The following is a 22,888-nucleotide window of genomic DNA, read 5'->3' as shown; positions in this document are numbered from 1 at the left end:
CGGCTTCTTTTATTCGTAATTTACGCCTTCGGAATATTTGTTGCCGGCATTCCACAATAAATATTCATTCACGCCGGAGTCCTGAAGCGCCTTAATTTGCGCCTCGACTTCGGTCTTGCCGTATTTGACATAGTGGCCTTTGCCCAGCCAGCTTGCCGTGAAATCTTGAATCCATGGACGGATAATCGGCTTCGAGTCTCCTGTAGGATCCAGTTTTTTATGCGTGTCGGCCATTGCGCCTTTTATCGTGGCGTAAGGGCTTTTGTCCGGGTCTTTCTGGTCAAACCAACCGGTGCTGTAATGGCTCGGATAGATCATCGGCGAAATGACGTGGACGTCATTCGAAATTTTGACAAAGTCCTGACCGATGCCTTCTGCTGCCGGTACGGAAGCGGCATAGCCGAAAATATCGACCGAAACGCGAACGCCTAACGGCTCGAGCTGCTCGCGCGCATATTTGACAAAGCCGGCTACAACGCTGACTCGGCTCTCATCCGTCTTGGTAAACGTGAGCGAATCGGCGCGCTTCTCAAATCCTTCCGGGAAACGAACGTAATCAAACTGGATTTCTTTAAAGCCGAGTCTTGCCGCTTCCTTGGCAATGTCGACATTGTACTTCCATACTTCTTCACGATAAGGATTGACGAAACTTTCGCCGCGTCCGTTTTTCCAGATTGTGCCGTCAGCGTGAAGATAAGAAAGATCCGGCTGTTTTCTTGCCAAAGCGGTATCCTTGAAAACGACAATACGTGCGATTGGATAAATGTCGTGCTGCTTTAACGTCGACATTAAGGACCCGATGTCTTTAATATATTTTTGCGGTGTTCCCATTTCCAAAAGCTCTGGCGTTTCCGTCGGATAGGTTATGTACCCGTTGTCATCTTTAACGTCAATGACCATGCTGTTCAGATCGGTGTCGTCGATCAGTTTGAGCAATGAGCTCATTCTAGCTCCTCCAGCGCTGTGCGCTGTAACATAAATGCCTTTTACAGCCGGCGCGTCTGGCTGAGGATCGGTCTTTTTGCCGTCTGCAGAGACGACTGGCGGCGTTGCGCTGGCAAATGCCGGCGATGTCTCGAAGATCGTTTGGCCTGCAGCGGCGTTCGCCATGGAGGCGGCGACGTGGCCTGCAGCGGCATTTTCTTCCCCGGTTCCTGTCATCAAGCTGTACATAAGCATCATTGTAGAAAAGAAGATGTCCATTTTGCTCTCTCCCCGCATGCTATTCTTCCCAAATTATAAAGCAGAACCAGTGGGTGTGGCACTTATTTTTTTCGAAACGGATGAATTTTAGCTCGCCAATTGTTTCTAGTCCGATCATGCATGCACAAAAAAGCCTGCTGATCATGTCAGCAGGCTTCGTTCGAATTGTGTTGCAGGCCCCGTAAGGTCATTGAAGCAAAGCTTCTCTTTGTTGTTCGCAAATGCTATGTTGCACAATCTCCATCGCATCCGACGGTTCGAGTACAGCCAGTCCGTCCCGCAATACGATGTTCATCGCCAGTTCGCGCTTTGTAAGGAAGGAACTGAGCTCTGGCACAAGCTTCTCCACAATCTGCGACAATGTGACGGTTTCCATATCCACCTGAGCATCACCCTTTCATGGTTGGTTAAGGGCAAATCATATGGCAAGAAACTTAAACGAACGGGATAGCCATATTATAACAGGATCAAAATTAAAAACATAGGGATATGTATATGATTCCATATTCGTCCATAAAAAATCCCTGATGCAATTAACTTTTATGCTTTGAAAAATCGCCAATGACACCGACTGTTTCGACAATATTGACAAATGCTTTTGGGTCGATCGTTATGATCGTTTTTCGAAGTTCGTCTAATTCATAGCGTGTCCGGACCGTCATGAGCATATCCCTTTCCGCATCGGAGTAAGCGCCCCGCGTTTTCATAATCGTAATTCCTCTTGGATGCGCCAGCAGTTTATCGCATATTTCTTTTGTTTTCGTCGTGACGATAAAAGCCGTAAACTTAATATGGCGCACGTGGATAACGTCAACGAGCTTGCCTGCAGAATAGATCGCCACCAGCGAATAGAGGGCAAGATTCCAATCGCGTTTAAAAAGGATCAGCACTGCGATTACAAGTCCATTCAATACAAAAATAATCATGCCGATGGGCAAATCCCGGTGGCGCGTTACGATCGAGGCAATGATGTCGAAGCCGCCGGAGGAGCCTCCGTACCTGAGCGTGAGTCCGGTGCCGAAACCGACGATGATGCCGCCAAAGACAGAGCCAAGCACGAGATCTTTTGCAATCGCGTACTGTGGAATGAGCTGTAAAAACAAGGTTGAGACAATGACGGAAAGCAAGCTCCAAACAATGAAGCGGTGCCCGACGGCAAACCAGCCCCAGATCAGAACCGGAATGTTAAGCAGCAGAAACAGCCAGCCGATATTGCCGCCTGTTACATAGCCGATCATCATGGCTACACCGGATAGGCCTCCGCTCAGCAATTGGTGGGGAATAAGAAATAAATTAAATCCGGCCGCGATAAAGAATGATCCGGCGATCATCGCTGCAGCGGATAATGTATTCGTTGTAATCGCTTTTTTCATCATTCATCGGCTCCTGGATTGAATTATGACGCTTCTTTTTAAGGACTAATGGGCTAACTTATTATGCCTTTTTTCTCTTTGCTGGTATTCGTAAGTACATTTATGCTATAATGATTCAGATATTTTTAAGTAGGCTGCAGATAAAAAGGAGTATGAGAAAGTTTGAAAACATTTGCTGAATTTGGCCTGGAACCGAAAGTGTTGCAGGCAATTACGGAGCTTGGGTTTGAGGAATCAACTCCGATCCAAGACAAGTCCATTCCGATTGCAATGACAGGCAGCGATATGATTGGGCAAGCGCAGACTGGTACGGGTAAAACAGCGGCATTCGGTATTCCGCTTATTAACAAAATTCCAGCCAGCGAAGAGCGCATCGTCGCATTGGTAATGACGCCAACCCGTGAACTCGCTATTCAGGTAGCTGAGGAAATCGGGAAGTTGACTCGATACAAAGGCCTTCGTTCATTGCCGATTTACGGCGGTCAAGAGATCGGTCGTCAAATTCGCGCTTTGAAGAAAAAGCCGCAAATTATTATTGGTACGCCAGGTCGTTTGCTCGACCATATCAATCGTAAAACGATCCGTCTTGAAGATGTAAGAACGGTCGTTCTCGACGAGGCGGACGAAATGCTCGACATGGGCTTCATGGAGGATATTCAATCGATTCTGAAGCAAGTGCCGGAAGAGCGTCAAACGATGCTGTTCTCCGCAACTATGCCTCCAAACATTCAAAAGCTGGCTCAGCAATTTCTGAAAAATCCGGAGCATGTATCGGTCATTCCGAAACAAGTAACGGCTCCATCCATTGATCAAGCTTATATTGAAGTGCATGAGCGCCAGAAGTTCGAAGCGCTTAGCCGCTTGCTTGATATGGAATCGCCAGAGCTCGCTATTATTTTCGGTCGTACGAAACGCCGCGTAGACGAACTGAGCGAAGGGCTGCAAAAGCGCGGCTATTCCGCAGACGGCTTGCATGGCGACTTGTCGCAGAACCAGCGTGACAACGTGATGCGCAAATTCCGCGAAGGCAGCATCGACGTGCTGGTAGCAACTGACGTTGCTGCACGCGGTCTGGACGTTTCCGGCGTAACGCATGTTATCAACTTCGACTTGCCGCAAGATCCGGAGAGCTATGTTCACCGTATCGGCCGTACTGGCCGCGCAGGCAAAGAGGGTACAGCTTGGTCGTTCGTAACGCCGCGTGAAATCGATCATCTGCACTTTATCGAGAAGGTTACACGTCAAAAAATTAGCCGCAAGCCATTGCCAAGCCTCGCAGAAGCGATCGAAGGCAAACAGCGCGTAACGGCAGAACGCATTCTCGAAATCGTGAATAACGATGAGTTCAACGAATATAAAGGCATTGCGATCCAATTGCTGGATCAATACGATTCGGTTCACTTGCTGGCTGCTGCTATCAAACTGCTTACTGGCGAGAAAAAGGATGTTAACGTTGAGTTGACTCCGGAAGAGCCGCTTCGCGCTAAAAAACGCAAGCCGGACATTCGTTCGAACGGACGCCGTTATTCCGGCAGCGGTTCGTTTGGCGGCGGCAATCGCGGCGGATCGAACGGCGGCGGCGGATACCGCGGTCGTGATGATCGTCGCTCAAGCAATGGCGGGGGCGGATACCGCGGCGGCAGCGGCAGCAACTACGGCAGCCGTGACGGCGGCGGAAGAGGCCGCGGCGAAGGCCGCAGCAACAGCGGTGAGTCGCGTCGTCCGAAAAGCTCCTCTGAAGATTATGTAAATAACTAAGACAGGCCTTGCAATAAAAACCAGGGAAGTCCGTCATGCCTTGCGGGCATCCTGACTTTCCTGGTTTTTTCTAAATTTAGAAAAGAACCGATTTTGAAATAATGACAAGAAGAATGAACAGAACGAGAATGACTCCAGCAGAGGTCCAACCGCCGTAACCTGCATTGCTCATGAGGCAACCTCCTTTATAATCGATATATGAAGTGATCACTGTATATCGTATGCAGCTGGGTCAAAGCCGTTTAGACAATAGCCTACGGAAATTGAAATAGGCATTTGCAAGTCATTCTACAATTTGTGGAGGCAGATGAAATGGAACCGAGAGGCCTAATGGGCGGGTTTTACCGTATTTCCGAGTGGATCATGCGTTTGTCAGTCATTAACGTGCTTTGGATTATATGCTCGATTCCTTTTATTATCGTTGCTTGGGGCGGTTTAATGGTTACCCCTGCGCAAGTTGCGGATAAAGATATTACGGATCAATTGAGTTCTGCGTTTATACTGATGGCAATCGTGGCGCCCTTCACATTGTTCCCGGCAACAGCGGCGATGTTTTCCGTAGCGCGTAAATGGGTAATGGGCGAGACGGATGTTCCGCTCTTCAAGACGTTTTTCCGCACGTATAAGGAAAACTATCTACAAGCTATGATCGGCGGAATTGTTTACACACTGCTGATCGGCATAATGATCGTCGATTTTTATGTATATCAGAAACAGCTTAACTTAGTTTCGTATATTTTTATCGCGCTGATGATTTTGCTTATCGTCTCGTTGTTTAACTTCTTTTCGATGCTCGCTCACTATCATATGAAAACGTTTCAATTGTTGAAGAATGCGGTACTGATTACAATCGGCAGGCCGATTCGCAGTTTTTCGACGGCGATCATGGCTGCTCTTGTGTTTTATATGAGCACGCGCTTCACCTTTCTCATTCCGTTTTTCATGGGCAGCATTATTGCGTACTTGTCGTTCTGGAACTTCTATTTGATTTATCAGAAGCTACAGGAGCAAGCTGAGAAAGCGAAGCGCGCGGAAGAAGAAGAGAATGAGTTTGCAGCGCTGACGGACGAGGAATCGAACCCGACCAATAAATAGAAATCGCTCAAAGTTTACATTTGCGGCCGATACGTCTATAATAAACAGTACATCCTGCGATGTTCGTTTCGGCTTTTCGTTGTTTTGAACCAATGGCTGTTTCAAGGGATTCCTAAATTGAAACGCGGCTGACATGCCCTCGAAAAGGGATCTCAAAACCGTTTCTGCGGACACCCACCTGCGAGAGCGGGTTCAGAAACATGTAAGTCGGACGGCATAGGCGGGTTTTTTTCTGTTTATCCATATCCTTTGATATTATATATTTTTATACATAAGTTGTTGGAGGGGGAGATCGCAGTTGTTGAAGCGGACCGTCATCGGGCTGCTGCGCAGTCAAGAGTCAACGGGCGATAAAGCCAAGGATCCTTTGCTTAAGTCGCACTTCTACAAGCTGTCGAAAGAGAAGGCTTGGGAAGAAGTTGTATCCACACTGAAGAAAATGCAGGGCTATAAAGTGCTTCACGAGGTACAATCGGTCGGAGAAATTGTGGTCGAGAAGAAAACAGCTCTCGGCAGAACGATGGATATTACCGTATCCGTTATCAGCGTCAATCCTGTGAGCTCCGCTGTCGATATTTATTCGGCTTCCCGCGGCTCGATGGGTGATTTGGGCTCCAACTATCGAGTTATTCTCGATATTTATCGGACGCTTGATAAGAAGCTTGCCGCGTTCAAAATTAGCGGCGGAAGCAAATAATACACAATAAAAAGCGAGGAAGGTATACCTTCACTCGCTTTGTTTGTGCAATTAACCGTTTATAGGTGTGCTTGATTGAATTATACGAGCGCTTTAACGGCGTTGATTGCAGCTTCGTAATTTGGATGCTCTGTCATCTCGCCAAGATATTCCACGTATTGGATCGTGTCATTGGCGTCGATAACGAAGATCGAGCGCATATCAAGGCCAAACTCCTTTATGTATACGCCGTAAGCTTCGCCGAAGCTGTGGTTTTTAAAGTCGGACAGCATAACGACTTTTTCTACGCCTGCTGCGCCGCACCAGCGGGATTGAGCGAAAGGCGTGTCTACGCTAACCGTAAGGATAATAACGTTGTCGCCAAGATTGGCGGCTTCTTCATTGAAACGGCGTGTTTGCGCGTCGCAAACGCCAGTGTCGATCGACGGTACGACGCTGATCAGTTTCACTTTTCCTGCAAAGTCCTTCAAGGATACTTCCTCGACGAGCGATTTGTTGATGACGAAGTCAGGAGCCTGATCTCCTTTATTCAGTGTAGGACCAACCAGTGTAATGGGGTTGCCTTTAAATGTAGCCATGTCATTATTTCCTCCTTGATTTGTATGGTCAATACCAAATTTATTATAATCGTAATGAAACGGCATTGTCCAATTAAAGAGAGGTGAATTCCGCAATGATTTTTATGAGATATGAAAGCTTCCGCGGCTATTTGAGGGCATACCCCGTTACAGCGACACTTATCGCTTTGAATATCGTATATTTTATTGTTGTTGCTTTGAACGGCGGCACAAGCGATGGAGAAAAACTGTTACGGTTTGGATCGTTCTATACCATTGTTGGCGTGGATACATTCGGACTAGAGCAGCCTTGGCGCTACATTACTTCGATTTTTATGCACTCGGATATCATGCACTTGCTATATAATATGTTTGCGCTGCTCGTATTCGCTCCGCCACTGGAACGGCTGCTTCGCCATGTAAAGTACTTGGCGTTCTATTTGCTCTGCGGCGTCCTGTCGAACGTTGTGGGCGCTTTGATGGCTTTGCTGCTAAATGAACCAGGCATTCATACAGTCGGCGCCTCTGGTGCGATTTATGGCGTTTACGGCGCATTTCTCTATATCGCGCTTTTCCGCAAGCGCTGGCTCGATGAAGGCTCGCGAAAAACGGTTTATTTGATTTTAGGGGTGGGCTTGATCTATTCGATTATTACACCTGCGATCAGCCTATGGGGTCATGTCGGAGGATTGCTGGCAGGATTTCTGCTATACAGCAGTTTTGATCGCGCCATGGTTCGAAGAAACCGAATCAATTAACGTGTTGAACTTGGTAATTCAAAAAGTCCGCTGTGCTGAAAACCGGACTTTTTGAACTTGAACTAGAGATGGAGAGATTGGAGAAACTATGGAACTTCGTCAGCTTTACTACTTTGTCAAAGTAGCGAAAAAGGAACATGTGACGCAAGCGGCTGAGGAGCTGCATGTCGCACAGTCGGCGGTTAGCCGGCAAATTCATCAGCTGGAGGAGGAGCTTGGGGTAAAGCTGTTTCTGCAGAAAGGACGCAATTTGCAATTGACCCCGGTTGGACAGCTTTTTTTGAAACGGGCGGAAGTTATTCTTGGAGATTTGGAGCGTGCTGTCGTTGAAATCCACGAATTTCTTGACCCGGAGAAAGGGGAGATTCGGCTCGGCTTCCCGCACAGCTTGGGAGTATCGCTTATACCGCAAGTCGTTGCTTCTTTCCGCAAGCTGCATCCGAACGTTAAGTTCAGATTCAAGCAAGGGATGTATCCGTCGCTAATACGCGATATGATAAAGGGTGAAATTGACCTTGCGTTCATTTCGCCATTTCCCGACGAGCATGAGCATGTGTGCGGCGAGGTGCTGTTGACAGAGGAACTGTATGCCATATTGCCGCCGGCCCATCCGCTTGCCGGTGAGGAAAGCATCGACCTGCTTCAACTGAAGGATGATATTTTCGTCATGTTCAGCGAAGGGTACTCTTTAAGGCCGATTGTCTGGGAGGCATGCCAGGAAGCTGGATTTACGCCAAAAATCGGCTTTGAAGGCGAGGAGACCGAGACGATTCGCGGGCTCGTTGCGGCAGGGATGGGCGTTAGCTTGCTGCCGGAGATGGCGCTCCATCATAGCGGCTTGTTGCAGCCTGCAAAGGTCCGTGTCAACAATCCTGTTGTTACTCGAAACATCGGCATCATACATCGCAGCGGCGAAAAACTGCCATTAGTGGCGAAGGTATTCCATGGTTTTCTTCTTCGATATTTCAACGATCTTCATAAACAATAAAAGAAATGGCGGTACAGGATCGAATCCTGTACCGCCATTTCTTTTATTTTCGTCCTGCTTGTATATTAGTCGTCATCATTGCTTGTAAAGATCATAATATACTTAACAAGCTCCAGTAGAGAGATAAGCGCTGCTGCTACGTACGTTAACGCAGCCGCATTCAGCACTTTGGCAACGCCGCGCTCTTCGTCGTTGGCGATAAATCCTTCTGAGACCATAATGTCGCGCGCTCTGTTGCTGGCGTTAAATTCAACCGGCAGCGTAATGAGTTGGAATGCGACTGCAACAGAGAAGAAGATGATGCCAAGGCCGATCAAGCCAAGTGCGTTGAACAGGAAGCCTCCGATGAGCAGAAATGGCGCAATGCCGGAAGCGATGTTAACGATTGGGAAAATGCGGTGTCTCAGCACGAGCATCGGGTAGCTTTCTTTGTGTTGGATAGCGTGACCGACCTCGTGGCAAGCGACGGACAACGCGGCAATTGAGTTCTCATAGTAGACAGGCTCGGAAAGCCTTACAACGCGATGGATCGGGTCGTAGTGGTCTGTCAGCCGTCCGCGTACCGGTTCGATCGGAACATCATGCAAGCCGTTATTGTCGAGCATCCGTCTTGCTGCTTGGTAGCCTGTCAAGCAGCTCATAGCGGGTACTACGGCCCATTTGTTAAATGTCCCTTTTACTCGGAACTGAGCCCAGATAGAGATAGCGAAGGCGATTAAAATTAGGAAGTACATTGGATGAAAGAGCATGGTGAACGATCACTCTCCGTTTCATGATGTATGTTTCTCTGCTTGCCGGTATGCGTCTTACATAAAGTTCCCCTTATTGATCAGCAGCATTAAGGCTTCAATACATGCTGCCGTTTGCGGCATTAAACGAGTGTACAGCTTGTTTGCCTGGCGAGGCTTCAATTGCTTTAGAACCGGCTCGAGTTCTTTGACATCGCGCTCCAACTGGCTCAAATGCTGCTGCAAGTTCATCAGCTTCTGAGATACTTGTTCCTCGTTCGTTACCTTCTCCCAAGCGGCCAGAGCATTCTTTATTTCATCAAGCGTATATTTTTCCTTTTTCAATTGCTCTATACGTTCTAAACGCTGCAATGTTTCGTCATTATATAAGCGATAATTTTTGGCGGAACGTTCCGTCGGTTCGATGAGTCCCATGGAGGTGTAAAAGTCAATCGTTCGAGGACTGATATTTGCTAGCTTTGCCAATTCGCCGATTCGATATCTCTTCATATTCATATCCCCAATGCATTCACCTGCTTTCCTCGTTCGTTATGAAAAACTGCCGTTTAACTTTGTTCGTCATTTCTATGCAATGCGATAGGCGTTCTTCTTATATGAATATGATAATCGGAAATGAACCATACAGTCAAACGTATTACATGACGATGTAAATGGTTGGTTATATGGTTTGGAGAAGAGTTATAGAGTCACAAATGAACTATATAAAAGTATAAAACGCGAAGAATTTAAACGGGTGAGGAGCAATACTCCGCTCGTTTTGTGAAAAAACTTAACATTTGATTTGTTTCGAGACCCGAACGTTAGATTTTTTTTGAAAAACGAAATAAATAGTATTGTCAAACTGAGTACTTCTGACTATAATGGCATTAAGTCTTTCCTATCATGTAAGGAAACATAACGCTGAGGGAGTGGTCGTCGTGGTCAAGAAATTATTGGTAACATTAGGTGCACTCAGTTTGGTATTCCCGGCAATGGCATTTGCCGATGATCCATCGGGCAAGACGTTGGATATCGGAATCAACTCGCTTTGGGTAATCGTAGCTTTTGTGCTCGTGCTTCTCATGCAAGGCGGTTTCATCCTGCTCGAAACAGGTTCCACTCGGATGAAAAACGCCGGGCACGTAGCAGGCAAAACTATTTTTACAGTAGGTCTTGCAGCAATCATTTATTGGGCATTCGGATATGGCATCTCTTTTGGCGGCGAGGGCAACGGTTTTCTCGGCTGGGGCGATTTCTTCTTTAATCCTGGTTATGCCGGCGATGGCGAAGGCATTCCGAAATCGGTCTTCTTCCTGTTCCAGCTTGCATTCGCAGCCGTATCGCTGTCGATCGCATGGGGCGGATTCGCAGAACGCGCTAAATTGTCCTCGTACTTGATCTTCACAATCGTATTTACAGCATTCATCTATCCTGTAGTTGCTCACTGGATCTGGGGCGGCGGCTGGCTCGCTGAAGATGGCGCGCAAGACTTTGCAGGCTCCACAGTCGTTCACTTGTCCGGCGCACTTGCGGCTTTTGCAGCTACGGTATTGCTGAAACCGCGTATCGGCAAATTCAACAAAGACGGTTCCGCTAATGAAATTTCGGGCCACAACCAAGTATTTACTGCATTGTCCGTATTGCTCCTTTGGGTTGGCTGGTTCGGTTTCAACGCAGGCAGCACGCTTGCAATCGGCGACGGTTTCTTCGGTTATGTCGCATTCACAACGATGCTCGGCGCTGGCGCCGGCGCATTCGCAGCGCTTCTTATTTCGTGGGCGATTCTTGGCAAAGCAGACATTACAACAACGTTAAACGGTACGCTTGCAGGTCTCGTAGCGATTACTGCATCTTGTGCATTCGTTGAGCCTTGGGCTGCAGTTGTTATCGGTCTGGTAGCAGGCGTGCTCGTATTCTTCAGCGCGAAGTTCTTCGAGAAAATTAAAGTTGACGATCCGATCTTCGCATTGTCTGTACACGGTGTTGCTGGTATCTGGGGTACGCTTGCGAACGGTATCTTCGCAACGCAAGAGTTGGCTGAAAAAGTTAACGTTGGTCAAGGCGGCATTATCGATACAGGCAGCTGGCACCAATTCCTCGTACAATTGGAATCCGTTGCTGTTGTTGGCGCATTCGTTCTTGCCGTATCGTTCCTTGTGCTTGGCGTAATGAAATTGATCATCGGCTTCCGCGTTACGGAAGAGCAAGAAATTATCGGTCTTGACCTGAGCGAGCATGGCGCTTATGGTTATCCTGAGCAACTGAAAAAAGCTGGCCAACAAAATATTCAAGGTTAATCAATCTTATCAATAAGCGAATGGACTGACCGAGGGGAGAGGACAAAGATGGCCGATCCGGTCCGAACGCAGCTTTTGAAGCAAATCGGCAGCGCCGATAATGCGGATACGCTGCGCGGGCTGCGGGATCAAGTGCACGAGCAGATGGAAGCTCTTCTCTGGGCGAGTCCAGTCGAACAATTTAATGGGCAACTGAACGAGATGCACGATGCGATTATTCGTCGCGCAATCGTTCTTGCCGAAGCGGAAATGGCACGGTTGGGGATGGGTTCTCCCCCCGTGCCTTACGCATATTTATTGTTCGGCAGCGGAGGGCGGGAAGAGCAGACGTTGTCCAGCGATCAGGACAGCGGAATTGTCTATCAGGATCCAGTGACAGATCCGGCAGCAACTCAGCAATATTTTAAGCAATTATCTTCGATTATCGTAAAATTGCTGGAACTTAACGGCTACCCCCGTTGCGAAGGGAACGTATTAAGCGAAAATCCGGAATGGTGCAAGTCGTTAACGGAATGGAAGGCCGTATTGAACAACTGGTTTCAAGAGCCGGCTTGGGAAGCGGTCCGCTATTTGCTTATTATGGCGGATGGCAGGGCTGTCTATGGCGACAATTCGTTGATCGGAGCGTTAAAGGATCACTTCTTCAGCGACATGCTCGATCATCCGATTATTGTCAAGCGAATGCTGGACAATACGATGCGTCATAAGGTGCTTCTCGGATTTTTCGGCCACTTGCTTAAGGAACGGTATGGCGAAGACTCAGGCAGTCTCGATATTAAATACGGAGCTTATATTCCGATGGTCAATGCGATCCGCCTTCTAGCTGTTCAAGCCGGAATTCGCGACACATCGACGATTAAACGCATTCGAAGACTGGTTGAAGCAGATCAGCTTGTTTCGAAGGAAGCGGCGGCATATGAGCACGCGTTTCGATTGTTTCTTAAGCTTAGGCTGATGACAACCGAGAAGTATGAGGGTGGTCTGTTTGCGAACAATGGCAAGCTTCCGAGCAAGAAGCTGACGAAGGAAATGACGGAGGAGCTGAAGCATGCACTCCGCATCGGGAAAAAGCTTCAACGGAAGGTTTATAAGCAAACCATGGGAAGGCTCACGTAAGGCGGTGGTAATGGATTATGAAGGAACCTAAAGGCGTCGGCCGGATGTGGAACCTATATAAAATGGGCGGGTTTACGCCTGCAATCGCCTCAATGCTTGGGTCGCAAAATGCGCAGCAGATGGCGTTTATTCGTTCCGTCAACAAAGAGCAGCGCAAACAGTCGATGCTGGATATGCCGCTAAGAGAGCTTGAAGTCGTCGTCTTCGATCTGGAGACAACGGGCTTTTATCCGACAAACGGCGATGAAATTATTTCCTTTGGCGCAGTGCTCATGCGCGGAGCTGAGTTGTATGAGACGGAATCGTTCTACAGTCTCGTCAATCCGAAAAGGCGAATTCCTGCATCCATAGTTGAACTGACAGGCATCACGAATGAAATGGTACAGGATGCGCCGGATTTGATGCAGGTGCTCCATGATTTTATGGAATTTATTGGCAAGCGGCTGCTGATTGCGCATGCTTCCGGACACGACAAGCAGTTTTTGAATGCAGCGCTGTGGCGCACTTCGAAAATCAATTTGAATCATCGCGTGCTTGACACGATGCTCGTCGCTAAATGGCTTGATCCGAAGCAGCCATCCTACGCGCTTGATGATCTGCTTGAGGATGCCAACATCCCGATAACGGAGCGGCATCATGCGCTGCAGGATTCGATCATGACAGCGAAGTTGTGGCAATCTTATTTATCTCGTATTTTAGAACGCAATATTAATACGCTGGGCGATTTATATGCGTATTTAAGCAAGCACTAGCGATAGCGGATAAAAAGAATCCCGCACGCGAACGTAGGGCTGGATAGAGGGAGAGTTTCCTTTTTCGAACGACACAATCCAATAAGAGAATGTCTCATCGCCGGACACGAAGCCCAGCTCATCTTGGAGAGAAGGAGCGGCATTCGCGGAAGGATGGGAGTGGAAGAAACCGACAATCTGCTGTCGGTTTTTTTGCGCTTCAAAAAATGCAGCTGTCCAATCTGCCGGATCGAAGGAAAACGACCTTCGAGCATTGGGATGATTATTCACAATTGCCCGGATGCCGTCTACGACCGGTTTATTTGCGCTGTTTATGTGTTTTGCTAAGTTGCATGTAAGTATGCCGCATGCCTCGGCCGGCAACGCTTCTTTGCAGACGCCGATAAGTCTGTTGCGGGCTTCTTGCGTAATATAAATGCTGCGTTGCGAAATCCGATCCATACGGCACCTCATGGCAAATGTGAATTTTGAATGACAGCGGACATTTTAACCGAAACTTGAGTTACACTTAATGAAGTGTTAACATGATTGCAGTTCGTTTACGGAAAGAAGGGACGAGATGAAGCGCGCTTCAGCGTTATTTATTGTAGCATTTGTATTGGCAGGCTTGGCCATCTACCAATATGTGTCGAAAGACACAGAAACTACTGCAGCGGCAGCAGATTTCAAGCCAAAGGCAGGCTCAGTTGCAGCATCGTTTGAATTGCCTGGTCTTGATGAGCAGTCGTATAAGGTTGGGGGCAAGCAAGACAAGCTGACGTTCGTAAACTTCTGGGCGTCCTGGTGCGGGCCGTGCGAGCTTGAAGCTCCGGATTTGCAGACGTTGCAAGAGAAATACGGCAAAGAGATTAATTTATACGGCGTAAACTCGACTACTTTTGATAAAGAACGGGCGGCTCGCGAATTTGTAAATGAGCATGAGTTTACATTCCCGATTTTGATGGACCGCTCTGGCGATGTGACGAAGCAATACAAGGTCAGCACCTTTCCGACAAGCTTTCTAATCGATTCTGACGGCGTGATCCGAGAGAGGATCAACGGCGTCATTACGATTGATGAATGGGAACGACTAATCGAGAAATATAAATAAAGGAACGCCCGAAGAGCAGGAAACTCTTCGGGCGTTTTTGCTTGTTTTAATGATTGACTAAACCGATGCGATCCAGGCTGTCGGAAGGAACATTATTGTTCGACTTCCGCATACCGAGCAATGCGTACCGCAGGCTGTCGATGAGCGCTTCCCAGCTCGCTTCGATGACATTGCTCGAAACGCCGACTGTGCTCCACGTATTGTCTGAATTGGTTGATTCAATCAATACGCGAACTTTAGCCGCAGTAGCATCCTTCTCGTCGAATACGCGAACTTTATAGTCGGAGAGGTGAATTTCCTCCAGCTTCGGATAGAACGGAATGAGCGCTTTGCGAAGCGCGTTGTCGAGGGCATTGACCGGACCGTTTCCTTCCGCTGCAGTGTAGACGGGCTGTCCGTCAACGCTCAGCTTCACGATAGCCTCCGACATCATATTTCCTTTCGAGCTCTCCATAAGCATTTTAAACGATTCGACTTTAATGCTTTCATTCGTTTCGCCGAATGCTTCACGGAGGAGCAGCTCAAGCGAAGCGTCAGCGCCTTCGAACTGGTAGCCTTGATGCTCAAGGTCTTTGATCCGGTCCATAATTTCTTTCGTTTTATCGTTGTTGGCATTCACATCAAGACCAAGCTCCTGCGCTTTGGAGATGATGTTGCTTTGGCCGGCAAGCTCGGAAACGAGAATCCGCTGTTTGTTGCCGACAAGCTCAGGCGCGATATGCTCGTAAGTTTTGGAATCCTTCATAATAGCGGATACGTGAATGCCGCCTTTATGAGCGAATGCTGCGTTGCCAACATACGCCTGTCCGACTGGCATGCTGACATTGGCGATTTCGCTAATATATCTTGCCGTTCCCGTCAATGTACGAAGCTTCTCGTCCGGAAGGCAGGAATAGTTCATTTTCAACTGCAGATTGGGGATGATCGAGCAAAGGTTTGCGTTGCCGCAGCGCTCGCCATAACCGTTAATCGTACCCTGCACCTGACGCGCCCCGGCTTGAACCGCGGAAAGCGTATTGGCGACGGCCAGCTCGCAGTCGTTATGCGTATGAATGCCGATTGGAGCGCTTAGCTCTTGGCGGACGCGAGAGACGATCTCATAAATTTCGCCCGGCAGCGTACCGCCGTTCGTGTCGCAAAGAACGAGCCAGTCAGCGCCGGCGTCTTGCGCCTTGCGAAGTGCTGCAAGCGCATATTCCGGATTGTTTTTGTAGCCGTCGAAAAAATGCTCGGCATCGTACATTGCTTCGAGCCCTTTTTGCTTTAGAAAAGCGAAGGAATCATAGATCATCGCTAAGTTTTCTTCAAGCGTCGTTTGCAGGGCAGTGTGTACGTGGAAATCCCATGATTTGCCTACAAGTGTCGCTGCCGGAACGCCGGACTCGACAATGCGAACGAGGCTTGCATCTTGCTCCGCTATGCTGAACTTACGGCGAGTGCTGCCGAAAGCGGTCAGCTTTGCTTGCAGATTTAAGCTTTTTACACGTTGGAAAAACTCGATATCTTTACTGTTGCTGCCAGGATTGCCGCCTTCAATATAATGAACGCCCAATGCGTCGAGTTTCTTCGCAATTTTTAATTTATCATCCGCTGACAGGCTGATCCCTTCGCCTTGTGTACCGTCACGCAGCGTCGTATCAAAGATCGATATAGATGTGGTCATTGTTTGGGACGCCTCCTTTACTGATAGCCTTTTCAAGTCATAATGTATTATTATATCACTTGTTCAAACGAATGTAGAGAGTTCTTGGCAATAAATTTAACGCCGAAGAACGGAATAAGCTTAGTTGACTCGCTCTATTCTTAAATTGTATGCTCAGAGAAGGGAACAAATGATCGGTAAAGGGGGTGCGATTCGCTTTGGATGCCCGGCGTAATTATCCAGCCAAAGGACGAGTCATCCTTCATATAGATATGAACGCTTTTTATTGTTCCGTGCATGAGGCGGAAAGTCCCGAGCTATATAAAGGAAAGTCGACGGCTGTAGCGGGGAGCGTTGAGCTTCGAAAAGGCATCGTCGTTACTTGTTCTTACACGGCCCGGGCTAAGGGAGTAAAAACGGGAATGACGGTCAAGCAGGCGACCAGGCTTTGTCCGGATCTCATGCTCATTCAGCCCGACTTCCATCTTTATCGCAAATATTCTCGAGGCTTTATGGCGATTGCGCGGTCCTATACGCCATTGGTTGAAGCGGTGTCGATCGATGAGTGTTACTTGGATATTACAGGCTCTAAGCTGTTCGGCAGTCCGCTAGAAATTGCTGGGGCCATACAGGAACGCATTCGCAAAGAATGGCGGATTCCATGTTCAATAGGGATTGCGCCCAATAAACTGCTGGCAAAGATGGCCTCCGATATGAAAAAACCGAACGGCATGACCGTTTTGCGGCTTCGTGATGTTCCGGGCATACTATGGGAGAAGCCGTGCGAAGTGTTATTTGGCATCGGGCGAAAAACCGCAGAAAAGCTGGGCAGGCTTCATATTCATACGATTGGGCAATTAGCGGCTGCGGATGAACTGTTTTTGACGAAACAATTCGGCGTGATGGGATCATGGATGAAAGCGGCGGCACATGGCATCGATCATTCCGAAGTGGTGCCGGAGCGCGGCAGCAACAAATCGATCGGGCATACGACGACGCTGCCTCAAGATGTGACAGAGAAAGCGGATGCGCACCGCATCATGCTGAATTTGGCGGACCAGACAGGCCGTCGTCTCCGCAGGCAGCACCTCATGGCGAGCACCGTGCAGATTACGATTCGCCGGCCGGATATGACAACTATTACCCGATCATGTACGCTGCGTTCGCCTTCAAATTCGAGCGATGATTTTTACCGTGAGGCTTGCCGGCTGTTTGATGAACATTGGCCCAGTAATGATCCCGTCAGGCTTCTTGGCGTGACGCTGCAGAACCTTACGCCGCAGTCGGAGACGGCCGTTCAGCTCGATTTATTCGACTATGAGCAGCAGCCGCGCAAAGAAGCGTTAACGAAAGCGATGGATATGCTGCGCGATAAATTCGGCGAGGATGCTGTACTGACAGCAGGGATGCTCGGCGATGATCCGTCGACGCTGATCCGTAACAAAAAAATCCGCGGAACCTCATTGCAACGGGACGAATTAGAGCCGTAAATAGGCGGACGTTATTGCCAAATCGCGCTTGTTTGTTATATATTGATGAGTGAAGGTTTAAACTATTCATAAGTAAGCGGAAGACAAGCATAAGTTAAATTATGAACATTCCGTGGGAGGGAAATCGATGGCAAAGTTTACATGGGTAGAGAAAGACACCTGCATAGCTTGCGGCGCATGCGGCGCAACAGCGCCTGATATTTATGACTACGATGACGAAGGAATTGCGGAAGTCATCTATAACAACGACGGTAATACCGGCACGAAAGAAATTCCTGAGGATCTGTTTGACGATCTGCAAGACGCGTGCGACGGCTGCCCGACGGATTCGATTAAAATCGCGGACGAACCGTTTAATATGTAATGGCATTTCGTTCATACGAACGAAAAAACATCCCGCTTCTCCGGAAGCGGGATGTTTTTTTATTTCGATAAGCATCGACTTTTGTGCAGCGCCGAATTTTTTGGGCCAGTTTCTCTAACGGACACCAGGGGGGGGTGTCCCATAAGTCATTAAAATGACGATGGGATCCCCCCCTGTTTTATTTGGGTAAAACAGCAAACTGCACATTTAAATGTTCTTCCGATCGCCATTGCTCAGGGATTCCTTTGAATCAACGAGGTAAAGTGGGAATCCCTTCACAAAAACGAACGCTGACGCTTCTCCAGAGTCATTTAAATGTTCCGTTTGCCATTAACCTGTCAATTAATTGCTTGAAATACAAACAAAAAGAAGCCATCTCCTTGTTAGAATAGGAGTACCACCAACCATTCTAGAAAGAGAGGCCTCTTTATGTACAAAGAATAGACCATGGATCAGCTGTCCTTGCCAATGGACTTGCAAGAAGATATCCCCGAAAACCATCTCGTTCGCGTCATCAACGATGCGGTCAATCGTTTAGATATCAATCTCTTCACCAAAGCTTATCCCGGAGGTGGCCGGGACAGCTACCACCCCAGAATGCTCATGAAGGTCATCATCTACGCTTACACGCAGCGCATTTACTCTTCTCGCCAAATCGCGAAAGCAGTACGCGAAAACATCATGTTCATGTGGCTGGCTGCCATTGTACAGGCAGAAAGACAAGAAGAGCAAGCTATGAACGACGTAGATCTCCCTGAACTTGGAGAAGCATCGACCATTACAAGTGAAAAGCTGGAGCAGGCTGTTCAGCAGCTGGAAAACAAGCTTCAAGAAAAGCCAAAGGACAAGCCACTAAAGAAAGCCATTCGCTTAGTGCGTAAAGACCTCCTCCCACGTCTGCAGAAATATGAAGATCAGCAAGAAACGCTCGGAAGCCGCAACAGCTTTAGCAAAACCGACACCGATGCCACGTTTATGCGCATGAAGGAAGATCACATGCGAAATGGACACACCTGGACAAAGTGAAAGCATCGCTTGGTCAATTGCCGGGAACCATCATTGCAGACGCAGGTTATGGAAGTGAAGAAAACTATGCTTACCTGGAGTCTGAGGAACAACGGGCACTTGTTAAATACAATACCTATCACAAAGAAAATACCAAAGCGTGGAAGCAAGACATTAGCAAATTCGAGCATTGGTTGTATGACGAGAAAGAAGACACGAGGACATGCGCAGCAGGACAGAAACTTCTATTCCGTTATGAAAGCAGAAGTACCACGGAAAGTGGTTATGAAATTACCACTCGCCATTATCGCAGCCTTTCCTGTGAAGGCTGCCCGCTGAAGGAACGATGTACGAAGGCACAAGGCGAGCGTGAAATAAAGGTTAGCATGGAATATCTTCGCCTCAAACGACAAGCGAGGGAGCAATTAAAGAGCGAGGATGGATATGCATTATCGGTTCGACGCATGCACCTCTTTTGAGACGGCCCCTTTTCGTCGAAGCTGCCGAAATTACAGCCTGAAACTAATGTACGGGAGCAGGACTTCATATCTGCTTAATAGTATGATAGTTTTAGATGGATACGATTTACATATCGGAAAAAATGGAGGAATTCTGTGCAATGATGAATGAACCGGTCAAAATTTATACGATCCCGACGTGCAGCGACTGCAATTTTGCCAAACGATATTTTAAAGAACACGACGTTCCTTATACGGATTTGAACTGTGAAGAAAATGCGGAGTATCCAAAAGAAGTTTATCGATTAACGGGAAAGCAAATCGTGCCGACGATTGTAATAAACGATCAGGTATTTGTTGGATTCGCGGAAAACGTAAGTGAAATAAGCGAGCTGCTGAATAAGCAGTAATGGCTTCGGTCTTTAAGATGCTTGCATTTGCCCCGGCTTCACGCGACGCCGGTTTATGATCACGAGAGACAAAGCGATTATCGCGAGAATGATTGCCAACATTCGGAATCCGCCGAAGCTGAAATTGTCTCCCATGACAATGGCAATCAGCAAGGAAGAGAGAATGGTCCCTATATATCTTGAGGTGCTAAATAACCCGGATGATACGCCGATCATTTCTTTCGGCGAATGCTGGAACAGGGCGGCCTGCATACCGACATTGTTCAATCCATTGCTTATTCCGAAAGCAGCTAAGGCGAAACTTACGCTACTGACCGGAGATGTTTGATTCATAGCGGCAATTCCGATTGAGCCTGCGAGCATTATAATAGCGGATGCCAGCAATGCCGGCCGAGGGCCCGATTTATCTATCCATCGTCCCGCAACCGGTGAAACAACGAGTGAGCTTAAACCTAAGCTCAACATGAGAATGCCGGTATGATATTCACTATAATGACGCACCAGCTGCAGATAGGAAGGCAATCCAAAAAAGATAGAGTAAAAAACCAGATTAACGAGCATGAATTCTACATTGACTTTTATCAATACTGGATAGCGGGCGAATGTATGCAACGGTATAAATGGCGACTCGGCTTTTAATTCATGCCGTATGAAAGCCGAAAGCAGCAGCAATCCCGTCAATTCGATCCCTGCATTGAAGAGGGTGATCTGACCGGATGATTTGGCAGACAATAAACCGACAAGCAGAAGGACCAAACCTGATGTAAACAGCAGGATGCCCGCCGCATCGATCCGGCTTACCCCTTTTCGGAAGGACATCGCACTTGCTTTGGATCGTTGCGGTTCGTCCTTCGGAATCATCTTCCAAGCTAACAGAAATCCAGCCGCCGCAAATGGAATATTGACGAGAAAGATCGCTTGCCAATCCAGCCAATGTATTAAAATCCCGCCTATGAATGGACCGATCGCCGCTGCGCCTGATAGAAAAATCGACAAAATAGACAGCGCAGCTCCTTGCTTTTCCGTAATATGAATGCGCACAATAGCCATTCCGACTGCAACCATCATGCTCGTTCCGATTGATTGAACAATCCGAAAGACGATCAGCCATCCAAAGTTAGGCGATAGTGGAGCTAACAGTGAAGCGGCAAAGGCGACAAGCAGCCCGGTGACAAATATTTTCTTGCGCCCGAATAAGTCGCTGGCTTTGCCCATTACGGGCTGGGCAACAGCGCTAGCTATGTAGAAGGAAAAAATAATCCATGATACGACAGTAAAGTCGATCTGAAACACTTGCTGCAGACTTGGAAGCGCAACAGAAACCATGGATGAATTCAGCGGGTTTAAAAGGATCCCAAGACCTACCGATATTAACAGCCGCCAATTACGCGCATTCATTTTCGAGTCCCCCTAATTTGATTTAATCAAAGCGTAATCGAAATTCAATATGTATTCCAACGCATTTTATGTTATGATTTCATAGATTTAAAGGAATGAATGAGGTGTGTAAATGGAGCTTCTTCAATTGCGATATTTTATAGAGGTAGCGAGATTGGAGCATGTGACCGAGGCTGCACGTAGCCTCCACGTTACGCAATCGTCGCTGAGCAAAACGATTCAGCGTCTGGAAGAGGATCTGGGAGCCCCTTTATTCGATCGGTCGGGAAGGAATCTTCGGCTTAACGGGTTTGGAAGCCGGTTTCTTCGCCGTGCGGAGAAGGCTTTGTTTGAATTGGAGCAAGGAAAGCAGGAAATAAAGGATCTAGCCAGCATGGAGAATCGCACTCTTGAATTGGCAGTGACGACCGCAAGTACGTTGCCGGGTATTCTTAGAGCGTTTCAGCAAGCAATGCCGAATGTCCAATATCACGTCCAAATGCTGACGACTATAGAAATGAAGTCGCTTTTGCAAAGAGGAGAGGTCGATTTCTGTTTATCATCTCCTCCGCTTCAAGGAGAAGATATTGAATGTCAAATCGTCTATACCGATCCTATCCTGGTCGCAGTATCAGCAAATCATCGACTGGCAAAGCGAAAGAAAGTAACCTTGATCGAGCTGAAAGATGAATTGTTTGTTGGCGTAAAGAAGGGCTACGGCACTCGCGATTTAATCGATTTTTTGTGTCAATCCGCCGGCTTCGAACCTCAGTATGTATATGAGGGCGACGAGCCTGCAAGGCTTAGCGCGCTGGCGGAAGCTGGCATTGGTATCGCATTTATACCAAGCACGGCGCGAAACTCGCGTGACCGTATTCATTATATCCAAGTGGAGGATTGCAAGCTGGAGAGGGAGATCGCGTTGTTGTGGAATAAAAGCCGGTACTTATCGCAGGCGGCGCATCATTTCAGAAATGTTGTTATCGACTATTTCGAATCGTATCCGGTTTAATGCTATTCGATTCAGTTTTGCATATACAAATATTGAATGTTTATATTGATGATTTCTATTATGCAGCATCGTTTAAGTACCCTATAGTATTGATAACCCACTTCATACATGGGATTTATCGAATTTGATCCGGCATATTGGAAGGAGACAAACGATATATGGGTAACTTAAACGAATATTTACAACAGAAGCGGGAGTCGCTGCATGACCGAATTGCTAAAGCGAATACAAATCCAGACCAAGCCAGAACAAAATTAGGAGCGAAAGTTAAAGCAGCTGGGCGCAGCGGCGTACGGGAAATTCGTATACGTGATTTTCAAGTTATTAGCGACAGTCCGCCGGACTATGCAGGCTATAATCTAGGTCCATCGTCGCCAGAGCTGCAGCTCGGCGTGCTCGGCAGCTGCATTACGCATATCGCTTTGATTCAGGCGGCAGACAGGCAACTTTCAATCCGGTCGCTGGAAGTAGAGGTAGAAGGTGAGATGCACACGCTGGCTGGCCGACCAGGCTACGAGGAGGTGCCCCTTTATCCTCACAACATTCGTTATAAGCTAATTATTGACTCGGATGAATCCGAGGAAGCGCTGCAAGAGCTTCATGAAGCGATTGAACGGGTTTGCCCGATTTTCAATCTGTTGAAAAACCCTCAGCAAATAGAGGGACTATTGGTGACCAGCCGCTCAGCAGCTCAAACCTCTTAGGAACAGGGAGCTGA

General features: G+C 47.8%; 24 protein-coding genes, 1 other RNA gene and 1 pseudogene. 16 read left to right on the top strand and 10 right to left on the bottom strand.

Features of this window, described 5'->3' with window-relative positions; translation table 11 throughout:
* Positions 1 to 9: 9 nt before the first annotated feature.
* The 3 genes from GOM71_RS19760 to GOM71_RS19750 all read right to left on the bottom strand — a co-directional run bounded on the left by GOM71_RS19760 (position 10) and on the right by GOM71_RS19750 (position 2,576).
* Positions 10 to 1,203, bottom strand: a complete 1,194-nt coding sequence (locus GOM71_RS19760) for a putative glycoside hydrolase (RefSeq protein WP_156284170.1) — start codon at positions 1,201 to 1,203, stop codon at positions 10 to 12.
* A gap of 187 nt (positions 1,204 to 1,390) precedes the next feature.
* Positions 1,391 to 1,579, bottom strand: coding sequence for a hypothetical protein (locus tag GOM71_RS19755; protein ID WP_156284189.1), 189 nt, complete (start codon positions 1,577 to 1,579; stop codon positions 1,391 to 1,393).
* A 157-nt stretch (positions 1,580 to 1,736) separates the two neighbouring features.
* The gene (locus GOM71_RS19750; RefSeq protein ID WP_483311058.1) at positions 1,737 to 2,576 is read right to left on the bottom strand and encodes a YitT family protein; all 840 of its coding nucleotides are present in this window, start codon (positions 2,574 to 2,576) and stop codon (positions 1,737 to 1,739) included.
* Positions 2,577 to 2,738: 162 nt separating this feature from the next.
* Here GOM71_RS19750 and cshA point away from each other — a divergent pair, with 162 nt between their 5' ends.
* On the top strand, positions 2,739 to 4,334 hold the full coding sequence (gene cshA / locus GOM71_RS19745; protein WP_156284166.1) for a degradosome RNA helicase CshA: 1,596 nt from the start codon (positions 2,739 to 2,741) through the stop codon (positions 4,332 to 4,334).
* 76 nt (positions 4,335 to 4,410) lie between these two features.
* On the opposite strand, the gene GOM71_RS19740 is transcribed toward cshA, so the two are convergent.
* Complete coding sequence (locus tag GOM71_RS19740; protein ID WP_156284165.1) at positions 4,411 to 4,506, bottom strand: dihydroorotate dehydrogenase; 96 nt, start codon at positions 4,504 to 4,506, stop codon at positions 4,411 to 4,413.
* Positions 4,507 to 4,646: 140 nt separating this feature from the next.
* Here GOM71_RS19740 and GOM71_RS19735 point away from each other — a divergent pair, with 140 nt between their 5' ends.
* The 3 genes from GOM71_RS19735 to GOM71_RS19725 all read left to right on the top strand — a co-directional run bounded on the left by GOM71_RS19735 (position 4,647) and on the right by GOM71_RS19725 (position 6,126).
* Positions 4,647 to 5,429, top strand: coding sequence for a YesL family protein (locus GOM71_RS19735; protein WP_156284163.1), 783 nt, complete (start codon positions 4,647 to 4,649; stop codon positions 5,427 to 5,429).
* Positions 5,430 to 5,477: 48 nt separating this feature from the next.
* A non-coding RNA gene (gene ssrS, locus GOM71_RS19730) (6S RNA) lies at positions 5,478 to 5,660 on the top strand.
* A 67-nt stretch (positions 5,661 to 5,727) separates the two neighbouring features.
* A complete protein-coding gene (locus tag GOM71_RS19725) occupies positions 5,728 to 6,126 on the top strand; it encodes a DUF1499 domain-containing protein (RefSeq protein ID WP_156284161.1) in 399 nt (132 codons plus the stop codon).
* A gap of 80 nt (positions 6,127 to 6,206) precedes the next feature.
* Here the strand turns inward: GOM71_RS19725 and tpx are convergent, their stop codons facing one another.
* A complete protein-coding gene (gene tpx / locus GOM71_RS19720; protein ID WP_156284159.1) occupies positions 6,207 to 6,704 on the bottom strand; it encodes a thiol peroxidase in 498 nt (165 codons plus the stop codon).
* A 95-nt stretch (positions 6,705 to 6,799) separates the two neighbouring features.
* Between tpx and GOM71_RS19715 the strand changes: the two genes are divergently transcribed.
* Complete coding sequence (locus GOM71_RS19715; protein ID WP_156284157.1) at positions 6,800 to 7,441, top strand: rhomboid family intramembrane serine protease; 642 nt, start codon at positions 6,800 to 6,802, stop codon at positions 7,439 to 7,441.
* Between the two features lie 88 nt (positions 7,442 to 7,529).
* Positions 7,530 to 8,429 carry a glutamate biosynthesis transcriptional regulator GltC gene (gltC, locus tag GOM71_RS19710; RefSeq protein WP_156284155.1) on the top strand — a complete coding sequence of 300 codons (900 nt, stop codon included), beginning with the start codon at positions 7,530 to 7,532 and terminating at the stop codon, positions 8,427 to 8,429.
* 65 nt (positions 8,430 to 8,494) lie between these two features.
* Here the strand turns inward: gltC and GOM71_RS19705 are convergent, their stop codons facing one another.
* Positions 8,495 to 9,178 carry a zinc metallopeptidase gene (locus tag GOM71_RS19705; RefSeq protein ID WP_156284152.1) on the bottom strand — a complete coding sequence of 228 codons (684 nt, stop codon included), beginning with the start codon at positions 9,176 to 9,178 and terminating at the stop codon, positions 8,495 to 8,497.
* Positions 9,179 to 9,235: 57 nt separating this feature from the next.
* Positions 9,236 to 9,667 (bottom strand): MerR family transcriptional regulator, encoded by a 432-nt coding sequence (locus GOM71_RS19700; protein ID WP_156284151.1) that lies wholly within the window; start codon positions 9,665 to 9,667, stop codon positions 9,236 to 9,238.
* A 428-nt stretch (positions 9,668 to 10,095) separates the two neighbouring features.
* Here GOM71_RS19700 and GOM71_RS19695 point away from each other — a divergent pair, with 428 nt between their 5' ends.
* The 3 genes from GOM71_RS19695 to GOM71_RS19685 are packed head-to-tail and all read left to right on the top strand — an operon-like array spanning position 10,096 to position 13,322.
* Complete coding sequence (locus GOM71_RS19695; protein ID WP_367649713.1) at positions 10,096 to 11,454, top strand: ammonium transporter; 1,359 nt, start codon at positions 10,096 to 10,098, stop codon at positions 11,452 to 11,454.
* A 48-nt stretch (positions 11,455 to 11,502) separates the two neighbouring features.
* Entirely contained in the window at positions 11,503 to 12,570 is a 1,068-nt protein-coding gene (locus GOM71_RS19690; RefSeq protein WP_156284150.1) for a DUF294 nucleotidyltransferase-like domain-containing protein, read from the top strand.
* 17 nt (positions 12,571 to 12,587) lie between these two features.
* Positions 12,588 to 13,322: a 3'-5' exonuclease gene (locus GOM71_RS19685; protein ID WP_156284149.1), complete on the top strand. Its 735-nt coding sequence runs from the start codon at positions 12,588 to 12,590 to the stop codon at positions 13,320 to 13,322.
* Here the strand turns inward: GOM71_RS19685 and GOM71_RS19680 are convergent.
* Positions 13,308 to 13,763 carry a M67 family metallopeptidase gene (locus GOM71_RS19680; RefSeq protein WP_173275840.1) on the bottom strand — a complete coding sequence of 152 codons (456 nt, stop codon included), beginning with the start codon at positions 13,761 to 13,763 and terminating at the stop codon, positions 13,308 to 13,310. The genes GOM71_RS19685 and GOM71_RS19680 overlap by 15 nt on opposite strands.
* A 118-nt stretch (positions 13,764 to 13,881) precedes the next feature.
* On the opposite strand from GOM71_RS19680, the gene GOM71_RS19675 reads away from it, so the two are divergent.
* Positions 13,882 to 14,412 carry a TlpA family protein disulfide reductase gene (locus GOM71_RS19675; protein ID WP_156284145.1) on the top strand — a complete coding sequence of 177 codons (531 nt, stop codon included), beginning with the start codon at positions 13,882 to 13,884 and terminating at the stop codon, positions 14,410 to 14,412.
* Positions 14,413 to 14,458: 46 nt separating this feature from the next.
* Here GOM71_RS19675 and cimA read toward each other — a convergent pair whose 3' ends face one another.
* A complete protein-coding gene (gene cimA, locus GOM71_RS19670; RefSeq protein WP_156284143.1) occupies positions 14,459 to 16,075 on the bottom strand; it encodes a citramalate synthase in 1,617 nt (538 codons plus the stop codon).
* Positions 16,076 to 16,272: 197 nt separating this feature from the next.
* Between cimA and GOM71_RS19665 the strand changes: the two genes are divergently transcribed.
* The 4 genes and pseudogenes from GOM71_RS19665 (at position 16,273) to GOM71_RS19650 (ending at position 19,781) form a co-directional block, all read left to right on the top strand.
* Positions 16,273 to 17,544: a DNA polymerase IV gene (locus GOM71_RS19665; RefSeq protein WP_483311057.1), complete on the top strand. Its 1,272-nt coding sequence runs from the start codon at positions 16,273 to 16,275 to the stop codon at positions 17,542 to 17,544.
* Positions 17,545 to 17,671: 127 nt separating this feature from the next.
* A complete protein-coding gene (locus GOM71_RS19660; RefSeq protein ID WP_156284141.1) occupies positions 17,672 to 17,908 on the top strand; it encodes a ferredoxin in 237 nt (78 codons plus the stop codon).
* Between the two features lie 447 nt (positions 17,909 to 18,355).
* Positions 18,356 to 19,383: pseudogene (locus GOM71_RS25190) on the top strand (transposase); the annotation flags it as partial.
* Between the two features lie 149 nt (positions 19,384 to 19,532).
* Positions 19,533 to 19,781 carry a glutaredoxin family protein gene (locus GOM71_RS19650; RefSeq protein WP_253944937.1) on the top strand — a complete coding sequence of 83 codons (249 nt, stop codon included), beginning with the start codon at positions 19,533 to 19,535 and terminating at the stop codon, positions 19,779 to 19,781.
* Between the two features lie 12 nt (positions 19,782 to 19,793).
* Here the strand turns inward: GOM71_RS19650 and GOM71_RS19645 are convergent, their stop codons facing one another.
* A complete protein-coding gene (locus tag GOM71_RS19645; RefSeq protein ID WP_156284139.1) occupies positions 19,794 to 21,179 on the bottom strand; it encodes an MFS transporter in 1,386 nt (461 codons plus the stop codon).
* Between the two features lie 112 nt (positions 21,180 to 21,291).
* Here GOM71_RS19645 and GOM71_RS19640 point away from each other — a divergent pair, with 112 nt between their 5' ends.
* Entirely contained in the window at positions 21,292 to 22,170 is an 879-nt protein-coding gene (locus GOM71_RS19640) for a LysR family transcriptional regulator (RefSeq protein ID WP_156284137.1), read from the top strand.
* A 158-nt stretch (positions 22,171 to 22,328) separates the two neighbouring features.
* On the top strand, positions 22,329 to 22,874 hold the full coding sequence (locus GOM71_RS19635) for an OsmC family protein (protein ID WP_156284135.1): 546 nt from the start codon (positions 22,329 to 22,331) through the stop codon (positions 22,872 to 22,874).
* The last annotated feature ends 14 nt before the right edge of the window (positions 22,875 to 22,888 follow it).

It is taken from the genome of Paenibacillus sp. NEAU-GSW1, assembly GCF_009737085.1.
GTDB lineage: Bacteria > Bacillota > Bacilli > Paenibacillales > Paenibacillaceae > Pristimantibacillus.
This window is presented reverse-complemented; position numbering and strand designations above follow the sequence as displayed.